This window comes from Actinomycetota bacterium (assembly GCA_018334075.1).
Lineage (GTDB): Bacteria > Actinomycetota > Coriobacteriia > Anaerosomatales > UBA912 > JAGXSC01.
This window is the reverse complement of the sequence record JAGXSC010000042.1, coordinates 21037-40127: the sequence shown is the minus strand read 5'-3', so window position 1 is coordinate 40127 and position 19091 is coordinate 21037. Positions and strand designations below refer to the sequence as shown.

Below are 19091 nucleotides of genomic sequence, written 5' to 3'. Positions count from 1 at the left end.
GCAGCTGGCCTGTCGCGATACGGCCGAACATGACTTTATGCCGGTCCAAGTCACCATACAGGTCGTCAAGGACGAGCCAGTGTCCGAATTCATGCACGGCCACGGACTGGATATCGAAGGTCCCGGGTCGCCCATCGCCCCAGTTCGAGACCGTCGAAGAAAAGATAACATCCGTTTCGATCAGGTCGTAAAAACCATCCAGGTTCCCGTCTCGCAAGACAAACGACATATGGGCCGAGGCAAGGGCGCCCGGGATTCCCGGAGTGCCCCACCAGATCTCGTTCACGCCATTACGGCGCTGGGGCGCGAGCGAGGGCGATGAGGCGAGAAGAGCGAAGTTCGCGATGCCGTTCCAGGCAATGGCTCCTTGGTTGACCATCGATCGCCATACTGGCGGCGCGGTAGCCGAAACGCTGAAGGGCACAACACTTCTGGCCCAGGCCGCTCTTCCCAAAGAGTACGGCACCGTCAGCGTCGCCGCCGAGGACAGCGTACCGGTTGCCGTGCGCACCCTTACCGGACCGGAGCTTATCGAAGCGGGGACCTCTACTTCGATGAGCGTATTGGTCCAGCTCACGATCCGGGTAGCGATCACGGTCGCGGTGCCGTCCGAAAACGCGACCTCTCCTTGTGTGGAGCCAAATCCCGATCCGGCGATCCTGATGGTTATCCCGGCTCCCGCCGGCACGGAAGAGGGAGACAGCGTTGTGATAGCGGGTGCTGAAAGAGCGGTGACGGTGGGTGAATTTTCCGGCGCCGAAGCAGCGCCTGCCGAGGAGATGCCGTAGCGTTCTTTCAGGATTCGGCGCTCAAAATCCTCCAGGGACTCGTTGGTTTCCAGCACTCTTTCGGCGCTAACGCCCAGGCGCCCCTGCTCTCCCGCGATAATTGAGCCTGAAGAGTCCAGAAAGAGTATCACCCGGTCGCCCTCGCCGAAGTAAGGTGCGCCGGTCACGTGCAAAACCCTGTCACCGATGCGCCCTCCGGGCAGTGCGACCGTGATTTTTTTGGGGGAGTCGCCCGCAAAAACGCGAACGATCTCGAAGTGCACTTCGGTTACAGGATTGGCAGAAGAATCCAGCTGATATTCGATTGAGGTTGCGTCGGCCATTACGATAGAATCAGCTTGCACCGCAATTTCTTTTTGAGTAAGGGCAGGGATCATGCCCATTGCCACAGAGGGAGCCAATACGATAGAGAACACTGCGGCTACCAGGAGCTTTGTAAGCGCACCAGCTCTTGCTGCCTTCATCGATCGGTTGGGTATAATGTTTGCCGCTAACACCTTTTGATTGACCTCCATCGCCGTGGCGTGATTATTATCGGCAGATTGTGAAGACGGGATGACAGCCAACTTACCAACGGCAACCAAGAGACCGCTTCGCCCATATTCGCTTGGTGAGGAGATCGCCAACAGCGTCATACATGGCTTGGGAGCAGTTCTTAGCGTGGCCGCACTGACGATGCTCGTTATTTTTGCGGTGCAAAACAGCGATGTCTGGCAGCTGGGGGCCTCGATCACTTACGGCATAACCCTGGTGCTGGGCTATGTTTCATCGACCCTTTATCACAGCTTTCCCTGGCCGAGGGTCAAACATCTGTTCAAGATCTTCGATCACGCTGCTATCTACCTGCTGATCGCCGGCACGTACACCCCGTTTACCCTTGTGACCCTTCGCTACGAGGGAGGGTGGTGGCTGTTCATCGCAGTGTGGATGCTTGCCATACTCGGCATAGCCCTTGAGTCCATGTGGGCCTATCGTCCCGCCTGGGTTTCGGTGCTGGTTTACTCAGCGATGGGCTGGCTTGTCGTCTTCGCGATTCGCCCGCTGATCGAGTCACTTCCCCCGGCCGGCATTTGGCTGCTTGTGGGAGGCGGGTTTGCGTATTCGATTGGCACAATATTCTATTTACTGAAGAAGATTCCATACACCCATGCGATCTGGCATGTTTTTGTGCTCGGCGGCAGCGTGTCTCACTTTCTGGCGGTTGTGCTATTCGTACTGTAATACGCCCGCCCATCCCACAAAAAGACCCGCTCGCATCGCGTGCTATCTACCTTCTAATCTGATATGTCGATATTCGATTAGCTAAAGTGCATCCGAGTCAGCCAAAGGATTTACGCGTATGCATTCTGCCTCCTTGTCCATTTTGCCTAAGGGAACATTGCTAGCCAGAGTTCTTCTGGTCGTGGTGATTCTTTTTGCTGGCGTCGGGTGGCCAGGCAAGGCCTTCGCCGAGCCGTATGTCGCGACCGGATCTGGCAAGGGGGTGTACGCTCTTGTCAGTCCATCGTTTCCCGATGGGCCTTTGGGGTGGAACAGGGGTCCTGTGGTGATAAGGCTGGTGGCACTTCGGCCTGGAGTTATTTATTACACATGGGATGATGTTTTTGGCGTTTGGCATCGCGCCGACGGACCCATTATCGCGCCTGAGGGCAAGCGGGTCCTTTACTCTCGGCTGGTATCTGATTCCGGTAAGGTATCCGATATGCAATCTACTTCCGTCAGAGTTGACTACCAGGCCCCACGGCTTCGTGCCCAGGCTGAAGATCAAGCCAGCGCCAGCGCCGGAGTTGTCGTGCGAGTCAGGGTCAATCCTGTTGCCGGCGCCAGAAAGATTCGATTGGGCGGCAGCGATCGTTACGAAACAGCGGCGTTGATATCGAAGCATAATTTTGAAAGCGCGGACACCGTCATAATCGCTACAGGCACCGATTTTGCCGATGCGCTTGCCGCCTCAGGGTTGGCGGGTTGTGTTGAGGGGCCGGTTCTGCTGACAAGACCGAACAACTTGCCGGGTGTGGCCTCAAGCGAGCTCCTGCGTTTGAGGGTTCGAAATGCGATCATTGTCGGGGGCGAGGGTGCGGTACATCACAGGGTCCGGCAACAGCTCGAGGGCCTCGGACTGAATGTCGAGAGGATCGGTGGCGTGGACCGATATGAGACCGCCACCCGCATCGCCGCCAGGGCGATGCAGTTCGGACAGCACGGGGGCAGAGTCTTTGTTGCCCGGGGCGATATTTTTGCCGATGCCGTGGCGCTAGGGCCTCTCGCTTATGCAGGCAAGGCTCCAGTCATACTCGTCCGACCGACGGAGGTACCGCTCATCGTGGGCTCTTTCCTGAGGCACGGGACCTTTTCTTCGGGTCTTGTCGCAGGAGGTCAAGCGGCCGTTTCGCCTGCGGTTTTCCGAGAGCTTGGTGTGCGGATACCGGGATTGGCCAGAGCGGGTGGCGACAACCGGTACAGCACGGCGGTCGCTGTAGCTGGCTGGGGAGTGACGAACGGCCTGTCAAGCTATTCTGTCGTCGGCGTTGCCACAGGACAGGACTTCGCCGATGCCCTGACAGGGGGCATGGCGATAGGAGCATCTCGGGGAGTGATCTTTTTGACGACCCCGCAAACGTTGCCTCCCGCGTCAGGGAACGCTATAGCAGCGGTAACCCGGGATATTTCGACGCTACAAGTGTTTGGCGGCTTGGCAGCAGTTTCACCCGAGGTGTTCAGCGTCGTCTCTGGGATGACTAGATGAGCGAGAGACGCTTGCGCCAAAGATAGACCGTCTACTTCTCCTCTGTACACACGACCTCAAGCAGCTCTATCGTGAACGTCAGACTCTTGCCTGCCAAGGGGTGGTTGAAGTCGAGAACCACACCATCTTCGTTTATTTCGGTGACAGTCGCCGCGAGATGCTGCCCGTCATCACTGACCAACCGCACTAAGCAGCCTATCTCCGGGGGCTCAAGGAAGGCTGCGAGAGGGGCGACTTGCAACGCCTCGGGGTAATGTGGTCCGTATGCTTCTTCCGGCGCTAGGGTGATAGTGACACTCGACCCTGACTGCAAGTCGAGCACCGCTTGCTCGAAGGCGGGGAGAACCTGGTTTTGCCCCAGTGTGAATTCGAGTGGACTTGTTCTGTCGTTGGAGTCAAATTCGGTTCCATCGTCCAGGGTGCCTCGGTAGAGAACACTTACGGTAGTTCCGGTCTGCAAGCTCATGGCGTATCCCTTCGGCCTTCAAGCGAGAGTCATCTAAATTAATCAACTAGTAAAGATTACTAATTAGGCTAACATGTGTGCTAGGCTGGAGCTATTGATAGTTGCTAAGCAATTACATGAGTTTTCCCGATAATGGTTATAAGTATTGATCCCTTGCGCAGGGGGTGACAAGGCTGCACGATTTGGAGTGGGTTTTAGGGTCTCCAGTTGTTAAATTCGTCGAGCGCCATGTCAGGTCTTTGCTGACATGGGATATCCTCGTGTTTTTTTATAGAAATCAGGATGCCGTCCTGGACATCAATGCGCTCGCTTCCCGGCTTGGGCGCAAAATCGAGGAGCTCGAGCCAGAAGTCCGGGTATTGTGCGATGACAAGATTCTTCAGAGTGCCGGCGGCTTGTTGCGATATAAGCCCTCTGCCGAAATGCGGGAATCGGTAGCGGCTTTCGTGGAGGCTTGTCAGGATCGCAGCCGGAGGCTCGCTCTGATCGCACTTGTGCTGCAAAAGATTACTCCACAGTAGCCTTCGAGCTTGCGCGGAGATATATAGGCGTGTGCCTACAGGTAGTCGGCGACCGTCAGCCCCAGGCTCTCCGAAGCGACTATTTCCACGATTGACAGGGTGCTGTCGGAAAGGTCCAGGCTATAAGGAGGCTCCAGCGCGATTCCATTGGTACCGTAGATCATTAGCAACTTGGGCAGCAGGGGGTCTGGGCCCGGCTCGGTTACGACTCCCACGGAGTGGTCGGTCAGCCGCACGATGCACCCAACCGGGAAGACACCCATTGCTTTTGCGAACAGCTTCGCGTAGTGCGGGTCGAACACCGTTCCCGCCTCGCGAATTATGCTTAAAAGAGCCTGGTCAGGGGTTTGCGGATCACCGCTGGCGCCCGGAGCGGTCAAGTTCGCATATCTGTTGGCGATCGCAACGATCCGACTGTATGGGTGTGGAATGTACCCGGACGGAGCCTCGGGAAATCCGCCACCATCAACGTGCATATGATGCTCGTAAGCCACCAACATCAGCGAAGGGTCTTTTTCTGCGTGCCGGGCGAGCAGCTCCGCCCCTAGCTGGGGATGCGACAGGTAGATGGACTCTATCGGCAGTGCTTCGTTTGTGCGGGGGCTTGCCTTGCCGATATCGTGCAAAAGGGCTGCCGAGCCCAGAGCGGAAAGCCCTTCAGGGGGCAGGCCCAGGGTTGCGCCCAGCGCCAGAGAGTAGATCATGACAGCCAGGGCATGGTGCATGTGATCGTTGCCGGTCCTGCCTTGGGCGGCAAGGCCCAGAATCGCTCCACGGTTCTCAAGAAGACGTGCGGCCATTTCCTCGACGGAGCGATCGATATTCCCGGTATCGACACTTCCTAGCCTTACGGATTCTTCGATCATCGAATTCATCAGGCCCACCAGCCGTCGATGCAATTCGAGGTTCTTTTCGCGAGCGAGATCCCTCTCCTTTTGCTCTTTATCCTCGTCGTCGGCTATGTGCGCGATCGACACATGGACTGCGCCGCGAAGCGCCAGTTCGCTCTCTATGTTCAGATCCGGAGAGGGGCGAAGCCCCAAAACGTCGATCAGCGCGATCGCGTCCTGGGATTGAAAGCCAGCGTGCAGCGTGATGCTTTCAACCTTGCGTTGTTCGAGCGCTTCGATGATAGATCTGACACCAGGGGCATCGTCGGGTATCACGGTGCTGTCCTGATAGAGGTGACCTTTGTGAAGGTTCAGGGTGAAGGTTTTCTCGGCGGTCAGCGTGGCTGCGGATGACAATAGTGTCTCGAGCGCCTCCACAAAAGCGGGATGCGTCTTGGGGTATAGCTGAGAGGCCTTTCGGCTTGAGGCTAAAGCGGCGACTAAGTTGGCGGCCCGGGTCATGCTTCGCTCCTCTGACCGGCTCTGTACTCAATGGCACGGCGTACAAGTTCTTGAATCTCATTGAAATGCCCACGCTTGATAAACGCCTTGCGCCGAGAGAGCCGGCTCAGAGCCTCCGCTGCTTCTGCCGCCTCGATTCTGGCAAGAGCCCCGATAATCTCTCTTGCCAGCAGGAAGTCTTTCGCGTCTATGTCGATGGCCTCCAGTGTTTTGACGAGAGTTGAAACCGCGTGAGGTGACCCGTTTCGCGCCAGTGAGCGGATAGCCGTTACAGCGACTTCCGGGCTGGCATCCCTGGTCATTGCCCCAAGTATTTCGATCGCGGAGTCAATACTGGTCTCGGCTAGCCCGGATGCGACCTCGCGGCGAAACTGCTCCGCGGGGTTGCCTGCGAGCGCCTGTATGGTTTGCAGAGATCTGGGGCTGCCGTCTCGCGCGAGCCTGTGTACTACAGGCGCCAGATGATGCCATTGAGTTGAGCCGGCCAGGACCGTGAGCAGGTCAAGCAATCTCCTGCCGACGATGGCCTCGGCTGCCTGGAGTCCGGGTTCGCCCAGGGCGATTCCGGCGACCGTCAACGTGCTTGCGGCGGAATCGCCAGCGAGCCTTACGAGCTCCCTGGCGTCTTGCAGGCGCGACTCATCGTCGATGACCGTACCCAGGATCACTCGCATTGAGCGTTCCGGCAAAGCCTTCGTGATGGCTGCGAAAAGTCGTTCGCCCAGCTCCGGCCAGGGCTGGACCGAGCGTTCAGAGCGCAGGTGCAGTTCGCGCATTATCCGAAGCGCCTGATCGAAGTCGCCCTCGTCCAGCAGTGCGGGCACCAGAGCGGCCAGCCCATCGAGGTTTTCGCAGTACAGCGCAAAGTCTGTTTGCTGATCAAGAAGTGTCAACATCACGGTGACCCCATGAGTGAACGCCGATTTCGATGAGGCCAGAGCGGTGTCGCGAATGCCGAGAATCTCATCGGGCGTCATGCTGGTGAGAGCGGCGACTTGTTGATAAGAGTCGTCCCTCTCTGCGAGCGGTAGCTCAGGGTTGTTCAGAGAGCGAACGCCCATCATGTGCTCGAGAAATGACAGCTCCTTCCCGGACTTGGATGTATCGGCTAGCAACTGGTTGACCGATTGATGAACTGTGGTAAGCCTGTGCTCGATGGGCAGGCGGGTCAGGGCGCTGGACAGCGAGAGCATATTCTTGCCGTAAAGCCCTTCGGTCACCGCGACGGCGATATCGGTATCGCGCAACATGTTGAGCGTTTCGCCGAGAAGACTTCGGTTATGGCCTTCGCCCATGGCCACTTCGAGAAAAACATCCTTGCCTTCGCTGGGCTGAAGGAGAAAGGCCGCAGCCAGGTTTCCCTGAAGTCGCTGAAGGCCGTCGTGGCCCGCCGCCGCAGCCAGCTCAGTTAGTCCTTCTTCATAGGTGATCGAATCGCTTGAGGCTGCCGCCATCATCCAGGTAGCGAGGCGTCCGGGGTCGTCCGCGAGGGCCTTGAGGAACTCGGCTTCATCAACGTCGGCTTGAGCTACCATCTCCTCGGCAACTTGCAGTCGCACCTCCGAGACCCGGATATTGCTGGAGCCCGAGACGACGAGAGCGCCTGCCAGGCCACCCTGACTTCGGACTTCGTCGGCTTCTTTCAGCAGCAGCGAGAGCAGCGCTATGAGCTCGTTGGCCGAGCACCCTGGCAAGAAGCTGATCTCGGCGATATCGTGGCTTCGCAAGGCCGTCGTGATGTCAGCCACTCCTGGGACGCCGCTGGAAATCGCCTCGCCCCGGTGCTCTAGTCCATCGCGCGCGACCGTCAGCGTCAAGATGTCCGAGCTGGCCAGGAAGCGCTCGATGGCAACGTGTGCCCGGTCGATCGACTGTTGAGGGATAGGGCTTGTAGCGGGGTAGAGGCGCAGGGCCTTTCCGGCCGCCGCAATTCCGCGGACGACATCTTCCAGAATCCTCTGCAACTCTTTGTCCATAACAAACCCTTCAGTGCGCCGGGTCGGCGGAGAGCTGCCGGATCAACATAGAGCGCCCTCATTCTCTGATAATCGGTCAATATCGTCCAATCCTTCAATGCCAAACTGCAGACTTGGCATTTGCGCGTCGCTGCCTGCTGGTAATATGGAGCACATGAACGAATACCTGGGTGAGATAGTGTTCATTGCCGGACTTCTGATGCTGAACGCATATTTTGCGGCAGCCGAGATCGCGCTGATCAGCGCACGAAGGGCGATACTGCTCAGGCGTGCCGAGAAAGGCTCTGCTGGCGCTCGTGTTGCGATTCGATTGCTCGAAGACCCCTCCAGGTTGCTCGCCACGATTCAGATAGGCATCACGCTGGTTGGATTTCTGGCTTCGGCAACCGCCGCTGTAAATCTGTCGGCGCCGATGGCGGAGTGGCTAAGGGGTCTCGGCGTTGCGTGGATCGATCGTAGCGCCGCAGGTATTTCGCTATTTGTCATTACGCTGACGATATCGTACTTCACCCTTGTGCTGGGGGAGTTGGCGCCGAAGCGGCTTGGGCTTCAGCGGGCTGAGTCGGTCGCGATATTTGTCGCAAGGCCGATTTCGTTTGTAGCAAAGTTGACGGCTCCGCTCGTCTGGTTTCTCGCCAGGTCAACAGATATGGTCTCGCGCCTCATCGGTGTGAAGCCGGGGCAGGGCCGGCCGGGTATCTCGGAAGAGGAGATCAAGCTGCTTGTGACCGAGCAAGGCACTCTGCTGGATGAAGAGAAGCGCATGATCCACGAGATATTCGAGCTTGGTGACACGGTGGTGCGCGAGATAATGGTGCCAAGGGTCGACGTTTCCTTGGTCGAGGACACGACATCGGTCGGACAGGCCCTGACCGCCTTTCGTACCTCCGGCCTGTCGCGACTTCCGGTTTATCGCGAAAGCCCCGACAACATCGTCGGAGTGCTGTTGCTGAAAGACCTCGTAGAGCCTGTAGCCGCAGGGCGACTTGACGAGTCTGTAGCCGCCATTGCCAGGCCACCGGTCTTCGTGCCCGAGACCAAAGGCATTCTTCCGCTGCTCTCCGATATGCGCAAGATGCGTAATCACATGGCAGTTGTTGTTGATGAACATGGTGGCACGGCGGGGCTCGTGACGATCGAAGACATCGTCGAGGAGGTTATCGGTGAGGTCGCCGACGAGTTCGATCCAGACCGCCGATATATCACTCCGCTTGACCCCGGGCGCTGGGTGATAGATGGCAGATTGCCTGTCGAGGACGCGAAAAAGATGGGCTTTCCGATATCCGAGTCAGATGGGTACGAAACCGTTGCCGGCTGGATGTTGATGAAGTTCGGGCGGATTCCTCTCCCGGGTCAATCTATCACGATAGAGGGTGTTACCTTTACCGTTCAGGTCATCAGAAGACGCCGGATCGCCAGGGTGCTGGTGGAGCAGACGGAGGAAGTGACATGAGCGAAGAGTCCGGGCATCAGCTTGCACCTGCTTCTCCGACAGTGCCCGGGCAGCTGATAGACGCGCATGTCCATCTCTTCACCCACGGCCTCTTTCAGGAGTATGTGAAGGCCCACCCTGATGCCAATCCCGTGTTTCGGCAGGCAGTGAAGGACCGGCGCTTCGGTCGGCAGCAGGCTTTGTTGCCTGATATGACGCCGGAGCAGACCGCCCATTGGTATGTTGAGCGTCTCAAGGCGGCTGGAGTAGCGAAGGCGCTGCTGGTCTCCGTGGTGCCGGACAGTCAGTGGCGCCTGGCCTACCAGTGCGAAAACGTATGCGTGGACTCCTCGGGTACCAATAATTGGCTCGATTACCACGTTCCTCCCATGTCCCTGACTGACGTCGATGCGATCATGCGAGGTAATGCCGCACGAATTTTTTGCCTCGACGAATAAGGAGGCGCCTGGATGAGCGATCAAGAGGACACGTCGCCCGCCGCCGATTATGACCAGTTCGTGGATTGGGGAAAGCGGCTTCGGCGAGAGGCGACCTTGTTTCGCTGGGCGTTTTCGCTGTCAGGGGCGCATAGCGTCCTCGACGTAGGCGCTGGAAGTGCGCGCCACTCGCTACTCTTTGCCAGCTGGGGTATGAGTGTCACAGCAGTGGATCCCGATGAGTCGATGCTTGCCCAAGCTAGGATCAATGTCGCAGCTGCCGAGAAATCCCTGCTGGCATCCGGTGGCAACGTTCGTCTGGTGCGCGGGGGGTTCGGCGAGCTAGAGGGTTTGACAGCAGAACCGTTTGACGCGCTTGTCTGCACCGGAAACGCCTTGCCTCATGTGGCCGGCGCATCAGGTTTGCGCGCGGCCGTAAAGGAGTTCTACCAGGTGCTTGCCCCCGGCGGGGTTATCGTCCTTCACCTTCTCAATCATGCGCGTCTGGCGGGTTCTAGAGTGCGCGCTGTGCCGCCGGTGGTCAGAGATACCGATGAGGGCGTGAAGGTCTTTCTTCGCGTAATCGACTACCCGCAGGACGGAGAGAGTCTCGACTTCGACTTTGTCACCCTTGTACGTTCCAAGCAAGGGGAGTGGACGCTCACGCACAGGAGGTCGGCACATACATTCATTCCGGTGGATGTACTCGTCGCTGAGCTGTCGCGTAGTGGCTTTACCGGCATCGAGGCATTCGGAAATCATGAACGAAGGCCGCTCGAAGTCGAAGATGACGAAAGCGTCATCGTGGTGGCACGCAAGTGATTGCCCCAAAGACGCGCTTCGGCTGGCTGGATCAGGCTTTAGCGCTACCGAGTAGCGCGGGACCCAGTTGGCACTTCCGACGCAGCGTCGAATCGCAGCGCGCGACGGGCTCTACCAGCTTTCCGGCGGTAGCGAACACGAGATCAGAGTCTCGCAATCTCAGATAGACGTGACAGAGAGGCAGCCCCGCGACATTTTGATGGCAGTCGGGCAGGCTTGTCTCGGCGATCTGCCTCTCGATGTTGTAGGCCCCGGCGCACCCCATATATTCGCCGAGAGCGAGCCACTCGTCGATCTGCCTGTTCGTGAGCTTCTGGACGCGGACATTGCTGGTCACAGCGAATGAATCAGTTCGGCCCAGGTGCGGGAAGCGTATGCAGCAGCCCGTGATTACCTGGTGATCGCGGCCGGCCAGTTCGCGAAGCATCCCTCTCGCGGCGGACTCGTCTTTCGGCTTGCCAAGCAGCTTGTCGCCGAGAACCACTATCGTGTCGAACGTCAGAATCAGCGCTCCTGCCGAAGCGGCGGGAAGGGCGGCTGCCAGCTTCTCCTCGGCCAGTGATATGGCAAGCGCTGGAGGATTTATGGCGAGCGGTGACTCGAGAGACTCCTCTGTCTTCGGGGCGAACACACTGTAGCGAAGGCCAAGCCACTGCAGCAAGCGCCTGCGTCTGGGTGAGGCCGAGGCCAGAAGCACAGGTGTCGGGAGGGAAGTCATGTGGGGAATGATAGCATCAACACACGCTCACTCCAGTATAATAAGCTGAGCTATAGTGTGGCGATGGCGGCATGAGGCGTGCCTTTCCGAGGAGGTATTGGTGACGGTCAGCCCAGTTCAGATTAGAAGGATGCCTCCGGGCGTTGAGCGCTTCGTCAAGCAACTTGTGATCACGATGAAGGCGGTCAAACTCTATCCCGTCTCAAGCACCATTCCCCTTGAGAGCGCGGAGGAAGCAGTCAGCATTCTTACCGAGCTGCTCAAGAGCCAAGCGGATATGCGTCTTTCGATTCAAAAGGCAGGGATCGTTTTTCAGGACGTGATGCTCTACGAGGGGCAACCAGCTTTCGAATCTTTTGCGAAAGAGCTTTATAACAGGCGTGTATCTGAGGTGAGGTTCTACGTAGGGACCTCGGCAAGTGATATTCTCGCGCTCTTGGAGACTCTTACCATCAGTCCGCCGGATCTGGCTAATGCGGGCGGTGTGGAGACCAGGCTTTGGGACCGCGGAGTCAACGCGATCACAGTATTGGAGTCGAGCTCCCGTATTGTCGACATGGACGCCGATACGGATAGCCAGCCAGTAACCGATGTAGAACCATGGCCGCCCGCCGTAGCTCGCATCGATGAGATTCTTGCCTCTGCAATGCAGGGAAGGCCTCTCGATCAAAGGATACTGGTGCGTATCGTTAGTGACACTCAGGTACTGAAAGGCTACTTGCGGGAGAGTGCGGCCGGCCGAGGCGTTGACCCTTCGGAGGTTGCGTCTGCCTTGAAGATCGAGGAGATGGCACGGGCGGCCCTTGCGGCTCCGTCCGACAGTCGCCGGGAGTTGTTCAGCAGTTTGGCCGAGGCGATACTCTCTCTCGACGACGATGTGCGATATGCGGTTATAGCCGATCGCTTGCTGCCTCATTCAAAAAACGATGAAGCTATTTCTGGCGTGCTCAGGCAGATGAAAATCGACGAAGTTTGCCGAACCCTGGTGCAGGAGGCCAGACAAGACTCGGCTGCAGCCGCGGGCCTTGCCCGAGCCATACGCAACCTCGCGCTACTGTCGCACTCCCAGAAAGACGAGATCTTGAACTCGGCCGGAGCGGCGATGCGCTCGGCAGGATTTTCTTCCGAGCAAACAGGGGCGATCCTGGAAGAGGCCATGCCGACTCGCGTTCAAGTTAGCAGTGAGGAAGCGGAAAACTCGGAATCGGGTTATTCGATATTGAAACTGCTCGAGCTTGTGCCAAAAATGACGGTAAAAGATTTGGCGCATGATCTCAGGGTGCAGCAGCTTGTGGACGAAGCTCGCCAGGGGATAAGCGACGGTGATGTAGTGGCCACTCTGGCGGCGGTAGTAGCTGCAGATACCGATGACGAAGGCTTCGCCTCAATGATGTCGCTACTTGAGGACGCTCTTGAGCTGACGATTGAGCGCCGGGATTTTCGGGTGGCTGCGGATGTACTTGAAACTCTGGTCTCGGTACTCGCACAGCCCGATCTGAGCAAGGAACGCGCAACCCGGTTAGGCGATGCCATCGCCAGGCTGGCGGGCATCAAGGAGATGGCGGCGATCGCCTCGGCCAATCGAATCTACGACGAGGGGAGTGAGGAGAAGGTCGCTTGCCTTCGAATCCTGGAGGTATTGGGCGATTCTGCGATCAATCCCTTGCTTGAAGTCCTTGCCAATGAACCCGAGATGACCGCGCGCAAGGCGCTGGTCGACCTGATTGCTTCGATGGTGGATGCTCATCTTGAATATCTGGGTGAGCACGTGAGCGACTCACGTTGGTACTTCGTTCGAAACGTGATCATCATTTTAGGAAGAGCGAAAAAGACCGAGATCCTCCCGTATCTGGAGCGCACGATCCGACACCCGGATGCCAGAGTCCGTCGCGAAACAATAAGGGCGCTCTTCGGCGTCAGAAGTAAGTACGCCGAGGAGATGCTGCTTGCGGCTCTTGATGATCAAGACGCCTCCAACGTCAGACTGGCGGCGAGATATTTGGGTATGGTGCGCTCAGCGATCGCGCTGCCCGCGCTGCAGGAACTGGCCGCCGGGGAGAGTCGTGTCAGCAGGGAGCCCGAGGTTCGAATCGAGGCCATCGAGGCACTCGGAAAGATCGGAGCTATCGAGAGTATCCCGCTGTTACGGTCGTTGGCCGGACAGCGAGCTCTTATGGGGGGCTCCAAATTGAGAGGACTCAACGCTGCGGCCGAGCTGGCTCTCGAGGCCATTGACTCATTGGCTCGCGAGGAGAGAGGTGAAACCAGTGAGCGATGAAGTAGAAGCCTCCCTCGAAGATGCAAGCCTTCCAACTGCGGCATCCGGATCAAGGCGCTCACCGAAGGATGTCACGATTTACTCAACCAACCAAGTTGGCCGTATCCGTGAACTGCTCACCCGGATGTATGCCGCACGGAACGCGATTCGCTTCTACTCGATCGATCATCCTGCTTGCGAGAGTGCGATAGAGGCCCTGTACGAGGTGATCGACAGGTACTTCCGTGAAGGGGTCGAGGTAGAGATCACTTTTTTTGAGGGCGAGGTTTTTCTCGGACAGCAGCTGTTGCCGGATGAGAGTGTGCTCTTCGATCAGCTCATACGCGAACTGAGCGCGTCCGAAGTTGGCAGCCTGATCTTCAGGCCCGGACTTGATCGAGTAGCACTAGCAAGGCTTCTGTCGATTTTGTCGTCCGATCCTTCAACCCTGCAGGAGTCCGGCGGAGTGCAACGCATGATCTCGGAAGCAGGAATCAGTGGCGCAGAGGTCAGGTCGGTCAAAATCCTTGAGAGTGTGGATCGAAAAAGGGCCTCAGCCAGGGGTGCGCACGAGTCGTACGATGACGCGATTAGCCTGCTCAGGGAGATCGACATTTTGATGAGGCGGAACACGACTATCAATAGCGGCATGATCAAGGAAGTCGTCCGCGCATTGGTGGACAATGTAGTCTCCAGCAGGTACGTGATGCTCGAGTTGACGGGCTTGAAGAACTACGACGAATACACCTTCTACCACAGTGCGAATGTGGCGACCTTGTCCCTGGCCCTCGGGTCGACGATAAGTAGTGACAGCAGGTTCCTGCAATCGCTGGGAACCGGGGCATTGTTGCACGATATCGGGAAAATGACGATTGACTTTGAGATACTCAACAAACCCGGCCCCCTGACCGCCGCAGAGTGGGAGGCTGTCAAGAATCATCCCATTACGGGCGCAAGGCAGGCGGCCAGAATCCCCGGGCTGGATAAATCCGCCCTGGTGATTATCTTTGAGCACCATATGCGTTACGATGGAAATGGGTATCCTACCGTCGTCTCGCGGCGCACGCAGCATCTCGCTTCCAGGATAGTGGCGGTAGCTGATGCCTTTGATGCCATGACGTCAAGGCGGACTTACAGCTCCGCTCGCTCACAGAGTGAGGCGATGTTGGCGCTTGCCAAGAGTGCTGATTTTGCGCTGGATCCTGTTCTGACCCGTTTATTTGCGAGCATATTGGGAATATATCCTCCAAGGTCGGTAGTTCGCCTGAGCGACGGTAGTATCGGGATCGTTATGAGACCAAGTGAAAAGGATATGTTGAAGCCGATTGTCAAAGTAATCAGTGATCCGGCCTCGGCGATGATCGAACCTTATGTCGTTGATCTTTCGAATGATTCGGGAATCACGGTGCGGGCTTCGCTCGATGCGGCGAATTTGAACATCGAGGTCGATGATTATCTCTGAGGTGTGCAGGCGTTTCCAATAACCAATCAGTCAGGAAAGGGTCGAATAGTGTCTTCTTCTCCCAGAACAGGAAATCGCATCGGCATTATTCTTCTGGTAGCCGTGTTTCTCGGCTTGCCGACTCTTGCCGGGCTGCTTGTGGACTACTGGTGGTTTGTCGACTTGGGGCAGCGGGAGGTCTTTGTCACGAGCGTGACAAGCTTTGCGGCCATGGGGCTCTTATTCGGGTCGGTGGCATTCGCGCTCCTGTTCATAAATGCCAGGCTTGCCCGAAGGTTTGCCCCCCATGCCGTCATTGCTTCAGCGGAAAACGCCACTCCCCAGCTTGAGGAGTTGATCTCCTCAATTCGCCAGAGGGCCATGCCCATTCTCGACAAAGCCATCTTGTGGGGTTCCTTGGCGTTTGGTCTTCTTATGGGGTTGTATATGGCACCTTCCTGGGATGTGGTTCGTCTGGCTATGGCCGCACAGCCATTCGGGGCGACCGATCCGCTCTTCGACAGAGAGATTGCGTTTTTCGTCTTTGAGCTTCCGCTTTTGCAACTTCTGGCAGCATGGCTGACCCCGACGCTTATCTTCGTAACTCTTGTCACGGCGTTTGTCCATCTTGTTGGCGGTGCGATTCAGCCGCTTGCGGGGTTCAGAAGATTTGCGCCGCACGTCAAGGCTCATCTTTCCGTGTTGCTTGGACTGATCGTCGCAAGCAAGGCTTTCGGTTACTACGTAAGCATCTACGAGTTGAACTTTTCTCCGCGCGGCCAGGTGACGGGGGCTTCATACACGGACATTCACGCGCAACTTCCTGCGTATCAGATACTGATCGCGATCTCCGCAGTGACGGCAGTAGCGCTGCTTGTCAATATTTGGATTCGGGGCTGGAAATTGCCGGTGGCGGCCGTGGTAGTGTGGCTGGCGGCGGCGATCCTTGTAGGAGGGGTTTATCCGGAGATTATTCAGCGTTTTCGGGTAAATCCGAACGAGCTATCCGCCGAGGAGCCCTATATACGACGCAACATCGAGGCTACCCGGAAAGCGTTTGGGCTTGATGATGTTGAAACTCGCGAGTTTCCGGCAGACGAAACCTTGACGGCCGAGGATGTTCAGGAAAACAGGGACACCCTTGACAACCTGCGACTTTGGGATCCGGAGGTCATAGTCCAGTCCTTTCGCCAGTTGCAGATCATTCGGCAGTACTACACATTCAATGATGTGGACGTTGACCGATATGAAATTGATGGCAGACAGCGGCAGGTGCTTGTTTCGGCGCGTGAGCTCGATGTGAACCTGCTCGACCCGAAAGCTCAGACCTGGGTGAATCGTCATCTTGTATACACTCACGGATTTGGCTTGGTTATGAGTCCCTCGAACGAGGCCGATGGTAGAGGCTTTCCAAACTTTTTCATATCCGATATACCTCCCAGATCATCCGTGGAGGTGACTCTCACAAGGCCGGGAATTTATTTTGGAGAGAGTACGGATGAGTACATCATCGTCGATACTTCTTTGCCGGAGTTTGCCTTTCCGATGGGGGACAGGAATGCCGAGACTTTTTGGGAGGGGACGGACGGCATAGAACTCAACAGCTTTTTCCGCCGTGCGGTTTTTGCCCTGCGCTTCGGCGCGAGCCAGATAATGTTTAGCCAGTACATACAACCGGACAGCCGGGTTCTTCTCAATCGTGACATCGTCACAAGGGTGGAAAAGCTGGCCCCATGGCTTGCGATAGACGGCGATCCGTATCCAATTGTCCACGAGGGTCGTATTCTTTGGATACTCGACGGGTACACTTACACAAGTCACTACCCATACTCACAACACTATAACGGTATCAACTACATACGTAACTCCGTGAAGGTCACTGTCGATGCTTATGATGGAACGACCAAGCTGTACGCATTCGACCCTGAAGAGCCTATTCTCGCAGCCTGGCGGCAAATTATGCCGGGCCTAATCTTTGACGCGACGGAGATTCCGGACGGAATACGCCCCCATTTCAGGTATCCGCAGGACATCTTTTCGATTCAGGCCGATGTATACAAGCGCTATCACATGACAGATGCGAGGGTGTTCTACAACAAAGAAGACCTGTGGGAGTTTCCAGGCGAAGGCACGCCGAACGGGGCAATGAGACCGTTTTATGTGCTTGGCCGTCTGCCAGGGGAAGAAGCAGAAAACTTTCAGATGATAATGCCCTTCACTCCTCGGGGGCGTGACAACATGATCGGCTGGATGGCAACTAGCTCCGATGCTCGAAACTATGGGAAAACCGTTGTTTATGAGTTCCCCAAGGATAGGGTGATATTGGGGCCGGATCAGGTTCGGGCCAGAATCAACCAGGACGACGCGATCTCCCCGCAGCTGACTCTTTGGGGACAGCGCGGCAGCGAGGTCCTCTTCGGCAACATGCTGGTTATTTCGCTTGAGGGATCGGTGATCTACATTCAGCCGCTGTATTTGCAGGCCGAGCAGGCCGCTATCCCCGAGCTGACGAGAGTGCTCGTCGTTTATGGCGACAGGGTCGAAATGGCCGAGAATCTCGATTCCGCCTTGCTGGCAGCATTTGGAGAGGCGGCGCCGGATCCAGGCGAGGCGAAGGATGACCCCGCTGTTGTGGTCGACGCGGCACTGGCGCGCGATATATTTGAGCGCGCAATCGCCAAACAACGTGAGGGCGACTGGGCAGGCTATGGTCAGCTTATCGAGGAACTCGGGAGTGTACTTTCTCGTCTCACCGAGACAGCGGCGGTTGAGGCGACAGAGACTCCCTAAAGTCACAAGGAGGGCGGCAGACTGAGCTCTTTAGAGAATCGATCGGACCTGGAGGTTTTTTTCGGAGAAAACCTGGATGTAATCAGCTCGCTACCCTCGGAAATATGCGATCTGATCTACATCGATCCACCTTTCAACACCGGCAAGCGTCAGGTGCTCAGAAGTCAGCGTGTCCGCAAGGACCCTTCGGGGACTAGACGCGGATTCAAAGGTGAAACGTACTCCAGCGTTACAGTTTCCGCCATGGAATACGGTGACACTTTCGAAGACTATCTGGAGTTTATAGGAAAGCGCCTGATCGAGGCCCGACGTCTGCTAAAACCGCACGGAGCCATCTTTGTCCATTTGGATTATCGGGAGGCGCACTACGTCAAAGTGTTTATGGACGGAGTGTTTGGAAGAGACGCTTTTATGAACGAGATCATCTGGGCGTATGACTACGGCGGACGCCCCAAGCGGAAGTGGCCCGCAAAGCATGACACCATCCTTTGGTATGTGGCGGATTGCGAGAACTACACCTTCAATTACGATGAGATAGAGCGGATACCCTACATGGCGCCCGGCCTGGTTGAGGAGAAGAAAGCCGCCCGAGGCAAGACTCCAACAGATACGTGGTGGCACACGATCGTGCCGACGAACGGGGCCGAGAGAACAGGGTATCCGTCCCAAAAGCCTCTGGGTATCTTGAATCGGATCATTACGGTCCACTCGAACCCTGGCGATCTCGTGGTGGACTTCTTTGCGGGAAGCGGAAGCACCGGCGAGGCGGCCTTATCAAACGACCGCCGAGCTTTGCTGGTCGACAACAACCCTGAAGCTATCGAGATAATGAGCCAGCGGCTTGCCAGGTGGAGCCCTGTCTTTCGGGGTTGGGAGCAGTCAGCCTTGCCGTGATCTTGAGACACGCGATCCGTACGCGGGGGCTCACTGGGCGCTAGATACTCCCAACTCCTCCAAAGCAGATCGCACCTTGTCCCGGATCAAGTCGCGCACTGCCCGGAACTCTTCCGGAGGCAAGTGCTTGGGGTCGGGGATAGACCAGTCGGCCCGCTTCCTGGCCCGCACCAGCGGGCAGGCATCTCCGCAACCCATCGTAGCCACAAAATCAAACTCCACATCCGGAAGCTCGTCGAGCGATTTCGATCCGTGTGCCGCGAGATCGTATCCTAGCTCGCGCATGGCCTCAATCGCTTTCGGATTGACCACACCTGAAGGCCGAGAACCAGCGCTATACGCCTCGACAGCTGTTCCGCCGAGGATGCGGGCGAATGCCTCGGCCATCTGACTGCGGTTCGAGTTTTCGACGCAAACAAACAGCACACGCTTGCGCGGTGCCACGGGCGCT

The 19091-nt window shown here is 57.1% G+C and carries 16 protein-coding genes; 10 read left to right on the top strand and 6 right to left on the bottom strand.

What is annotated here, in order from left to right; all coding sequences use genetic code 11:
• Positions 1-1285, bottom strand: a 1285-nt coding sequence (locus tag KGZ89_04995; protein MBS3974207.1) for an IPT/TIG domain-containing protein, incomplete at its 3' end; no start/stop codon positions are given.
• Positions 1286-1343: 58 nt separating this feature from the next.
• On the opposite strand from KGZ89_04995, the gene KGZ89_04990 reads away from it, so the two are divergent.
• Complete coding sequence (locus KGZ89_04990) at positions 1344-2009, top strand: hemolysin III family protein (protein ID MBS3974206.1); 666 nt, start codon at positions 1344-1346, stop codon at positions 2007-2009.
• A gap of 118 nt (positions 2010-2127) precedes the next feature.
• Positions 2128-3534 carry a cell wall-binding repeat-containing protein gene (locus KGZ89_04985; protein MBS3974205.1) on the top strand — a complete coding sequence of 469 codons (1407 nt, stop codon included), beginning with the start codon at positions 2128-2130 and terminating at the stop codon, positions 3532-3534.
• 31 nt (positions 3535-3565) lie between these two features.
• Here the strand turns inward: KGZ89_04985 and KGZ89_04980 are convergent, their stop codons facing one another.
• A complete protein-coding gene (locus KGZ89_04980; protein ID MBS3974204.1) occupies positions 3566-4000 on the bottom strand; it encodes a peptidylprolyl isomerase in 435 nt (144 codons plus the stop codon).
• Positions 4001-4164: 164 nt separating this feature from the next.
• On the opposite strand from KGZ89_04980, the gene KGZ89_04975 reads away from it, so the two are divergent.
• A complete protein-coding gene (locus tag KGZ89_04975) occupies positions 4165-4521 on the top strand; it encodes a hypothetical protein (protein ID MBS3974203.1) in 357 nt (118 codons plus the stop codon).
• Positions 4522-4556: 35 nt separating this feature from the next.
• Here KGZ89_04975 and KGZ89_04970 read toward each other — a convergent pair whose 3' ends face one another.
• Together KGZ89_04970 and KGZ89_04965 are read right to left on the bottom strand one after the other, a co-directional pair.
• Complete coding sequence (locus KGZ89_04970) at positions 4557-5873, bottom strand: HDIG domain-containing protein (protein ID MBS3974202.1); 1317 nt, start codon at positions 5871-5873, stop codon at positions 4557-4559.
• Complete coding sequence (locus KGZ89_04965; GenBank protein ID MBS3974201.1) at positions 5870-7849, bottom strand: HEAT repeat domain-containing protein; 1980 nt, start codon at positions 7847-7849, stop codon at positions 5870-5872. Before KGZ89_04965 ends, KGZ89_04970 begins: the two co-directional genes overlap by 4 nt.
• A 154-nt stretch (positions 7850-8003) precedes the next feature.
• Between KGZ89_04965 and KGZ89_04960 the strand changes: the two genes are divergently transcribed.
• Genes KGZ89_04960 through KGZ89_04950 form a run of 3 tightly spaced genes read left to right on the top strand, consistent with a single transcriptional unit; the run spans position 8004 to position 10540 of the window.
• Positions 8004-9302: an HlyC/CorC family transporter gene (locus KGZ89_04960; protein MBS3974200.1), complete on the top strand. Its 1299-nt coding sequence runs from the start codon at positions 8004-8006 to the stop codon at positions 9300-9302.
• Positions 9299-9739 (top strand): hypothetical protein, encoded by a 441-nt coding sequence (locus KGZ89_04955; protein MBS3974199.1) that lies wholly within the window; start codon positions 9299-9301, stop codon positions 9737-9739. Before KGZ89_04960 ends, KGZ89_04955 begins: the two co-directional genes overlap by 4 nt.
• 12 nt (positions 9740-9751) lie before the next feature.
• Entirely contained in the window at positions 9752-10540 is a 789-nt protein-coding gene (locus KGZ89_04950; protein ID MBS3974198.1) for a class I SAM-dependent methyltransferase, read from the top strand.
• Between the two features lie 31 nt (positions 10541-10571).
• Here the strand turns inward: KGZ89_04950 and KGZ89_04945 are convergent, their stop codons facing one another.
• Positions 10572-11258 (bottom strand): Maf family protein, encoded by a 687-nt coding sequence (locus KGZ89_04945; protein ID MBS3974197.1) that lies wholly within the window; start codon positions 11256-11258, stop codon positions 10572-10574.
• A 100-nt stretch (positions 11259-11358) separates the two neighbouring features.
• Between KGZ89_04945 and KGZ89_04940 the strand changes: the two genes are divergently transcribed.
• Genes KGZ89_04940 through KGZ89_04925 form a run of 4 tightly spaced genes read left to right on the top strand, consistent with a single transcriptional unit; the run spans position 11359 to position 18640 of the window.
• Positions 11359-13536 (top strand): HEAT repeat domain-containing protein, encoded by a 2178-nt coding sequence (locus KGZ89_04940; GenBank protein ID MBS3974196.1) that lies wholly within the window; start codon positions 11359-11361, stop codon positions 13534-13536.
• Complete coding sequence (locus KGZ89_04935) at positions 13526-14977, top strand: HD-GYP domain-containing protein (protein ID MBS3974195.1); 1452 nt, start codon at positions 13526-13528, stop codon at positions 14975-14977. Before KGZ89_04940 ends, KGZ89_04935 begins: the two co-directional genes overlap by 11 nt.
• Positions 14978-15025: 48 nt before the next feature.
• The gene (locus tag KGZ89_04930; GenBank protein MBS3974194.1) at positions 15026-17746 is read left to right on the top strand and encodes a UPF0182 family protein; all 2721 of its coding nucleotides are present in this window, start codon (positions 15026-15028) and stop codon (positions 17744-17746) included.
• Positions 17747-17794: 48 nt separating this feature from the next.
• A complete protein-coding gene (locus KGZ89_04925) occupies positions 17795-18640 on the top strand; it encodes a site-specific DNA-methyltransferase (protein ID MBS3974193.1) in 846 nt (281 codons plus the stop codon).
• Positions 18641-18670: 30 nt separating this feature from the next.
• Here KGZ89_04925 and KGZ89_04920 read toward each other — a convergent pair whose 3' ends face one another.
• Positions 18671-19084 carry an arsenate reductase ArsC gene (locus KGZ89_04920; GenBank protein ID MBS3974192.1) on the bottom strand — a complete coding sequence of 138 codons (414 nt, stop codon included), beginning with the start codon at positions 19082-19084 and terminating at the stop codon, positions 18671-18673.
• Positions 19085-19091: the final 7 nt, after the last annotated feature.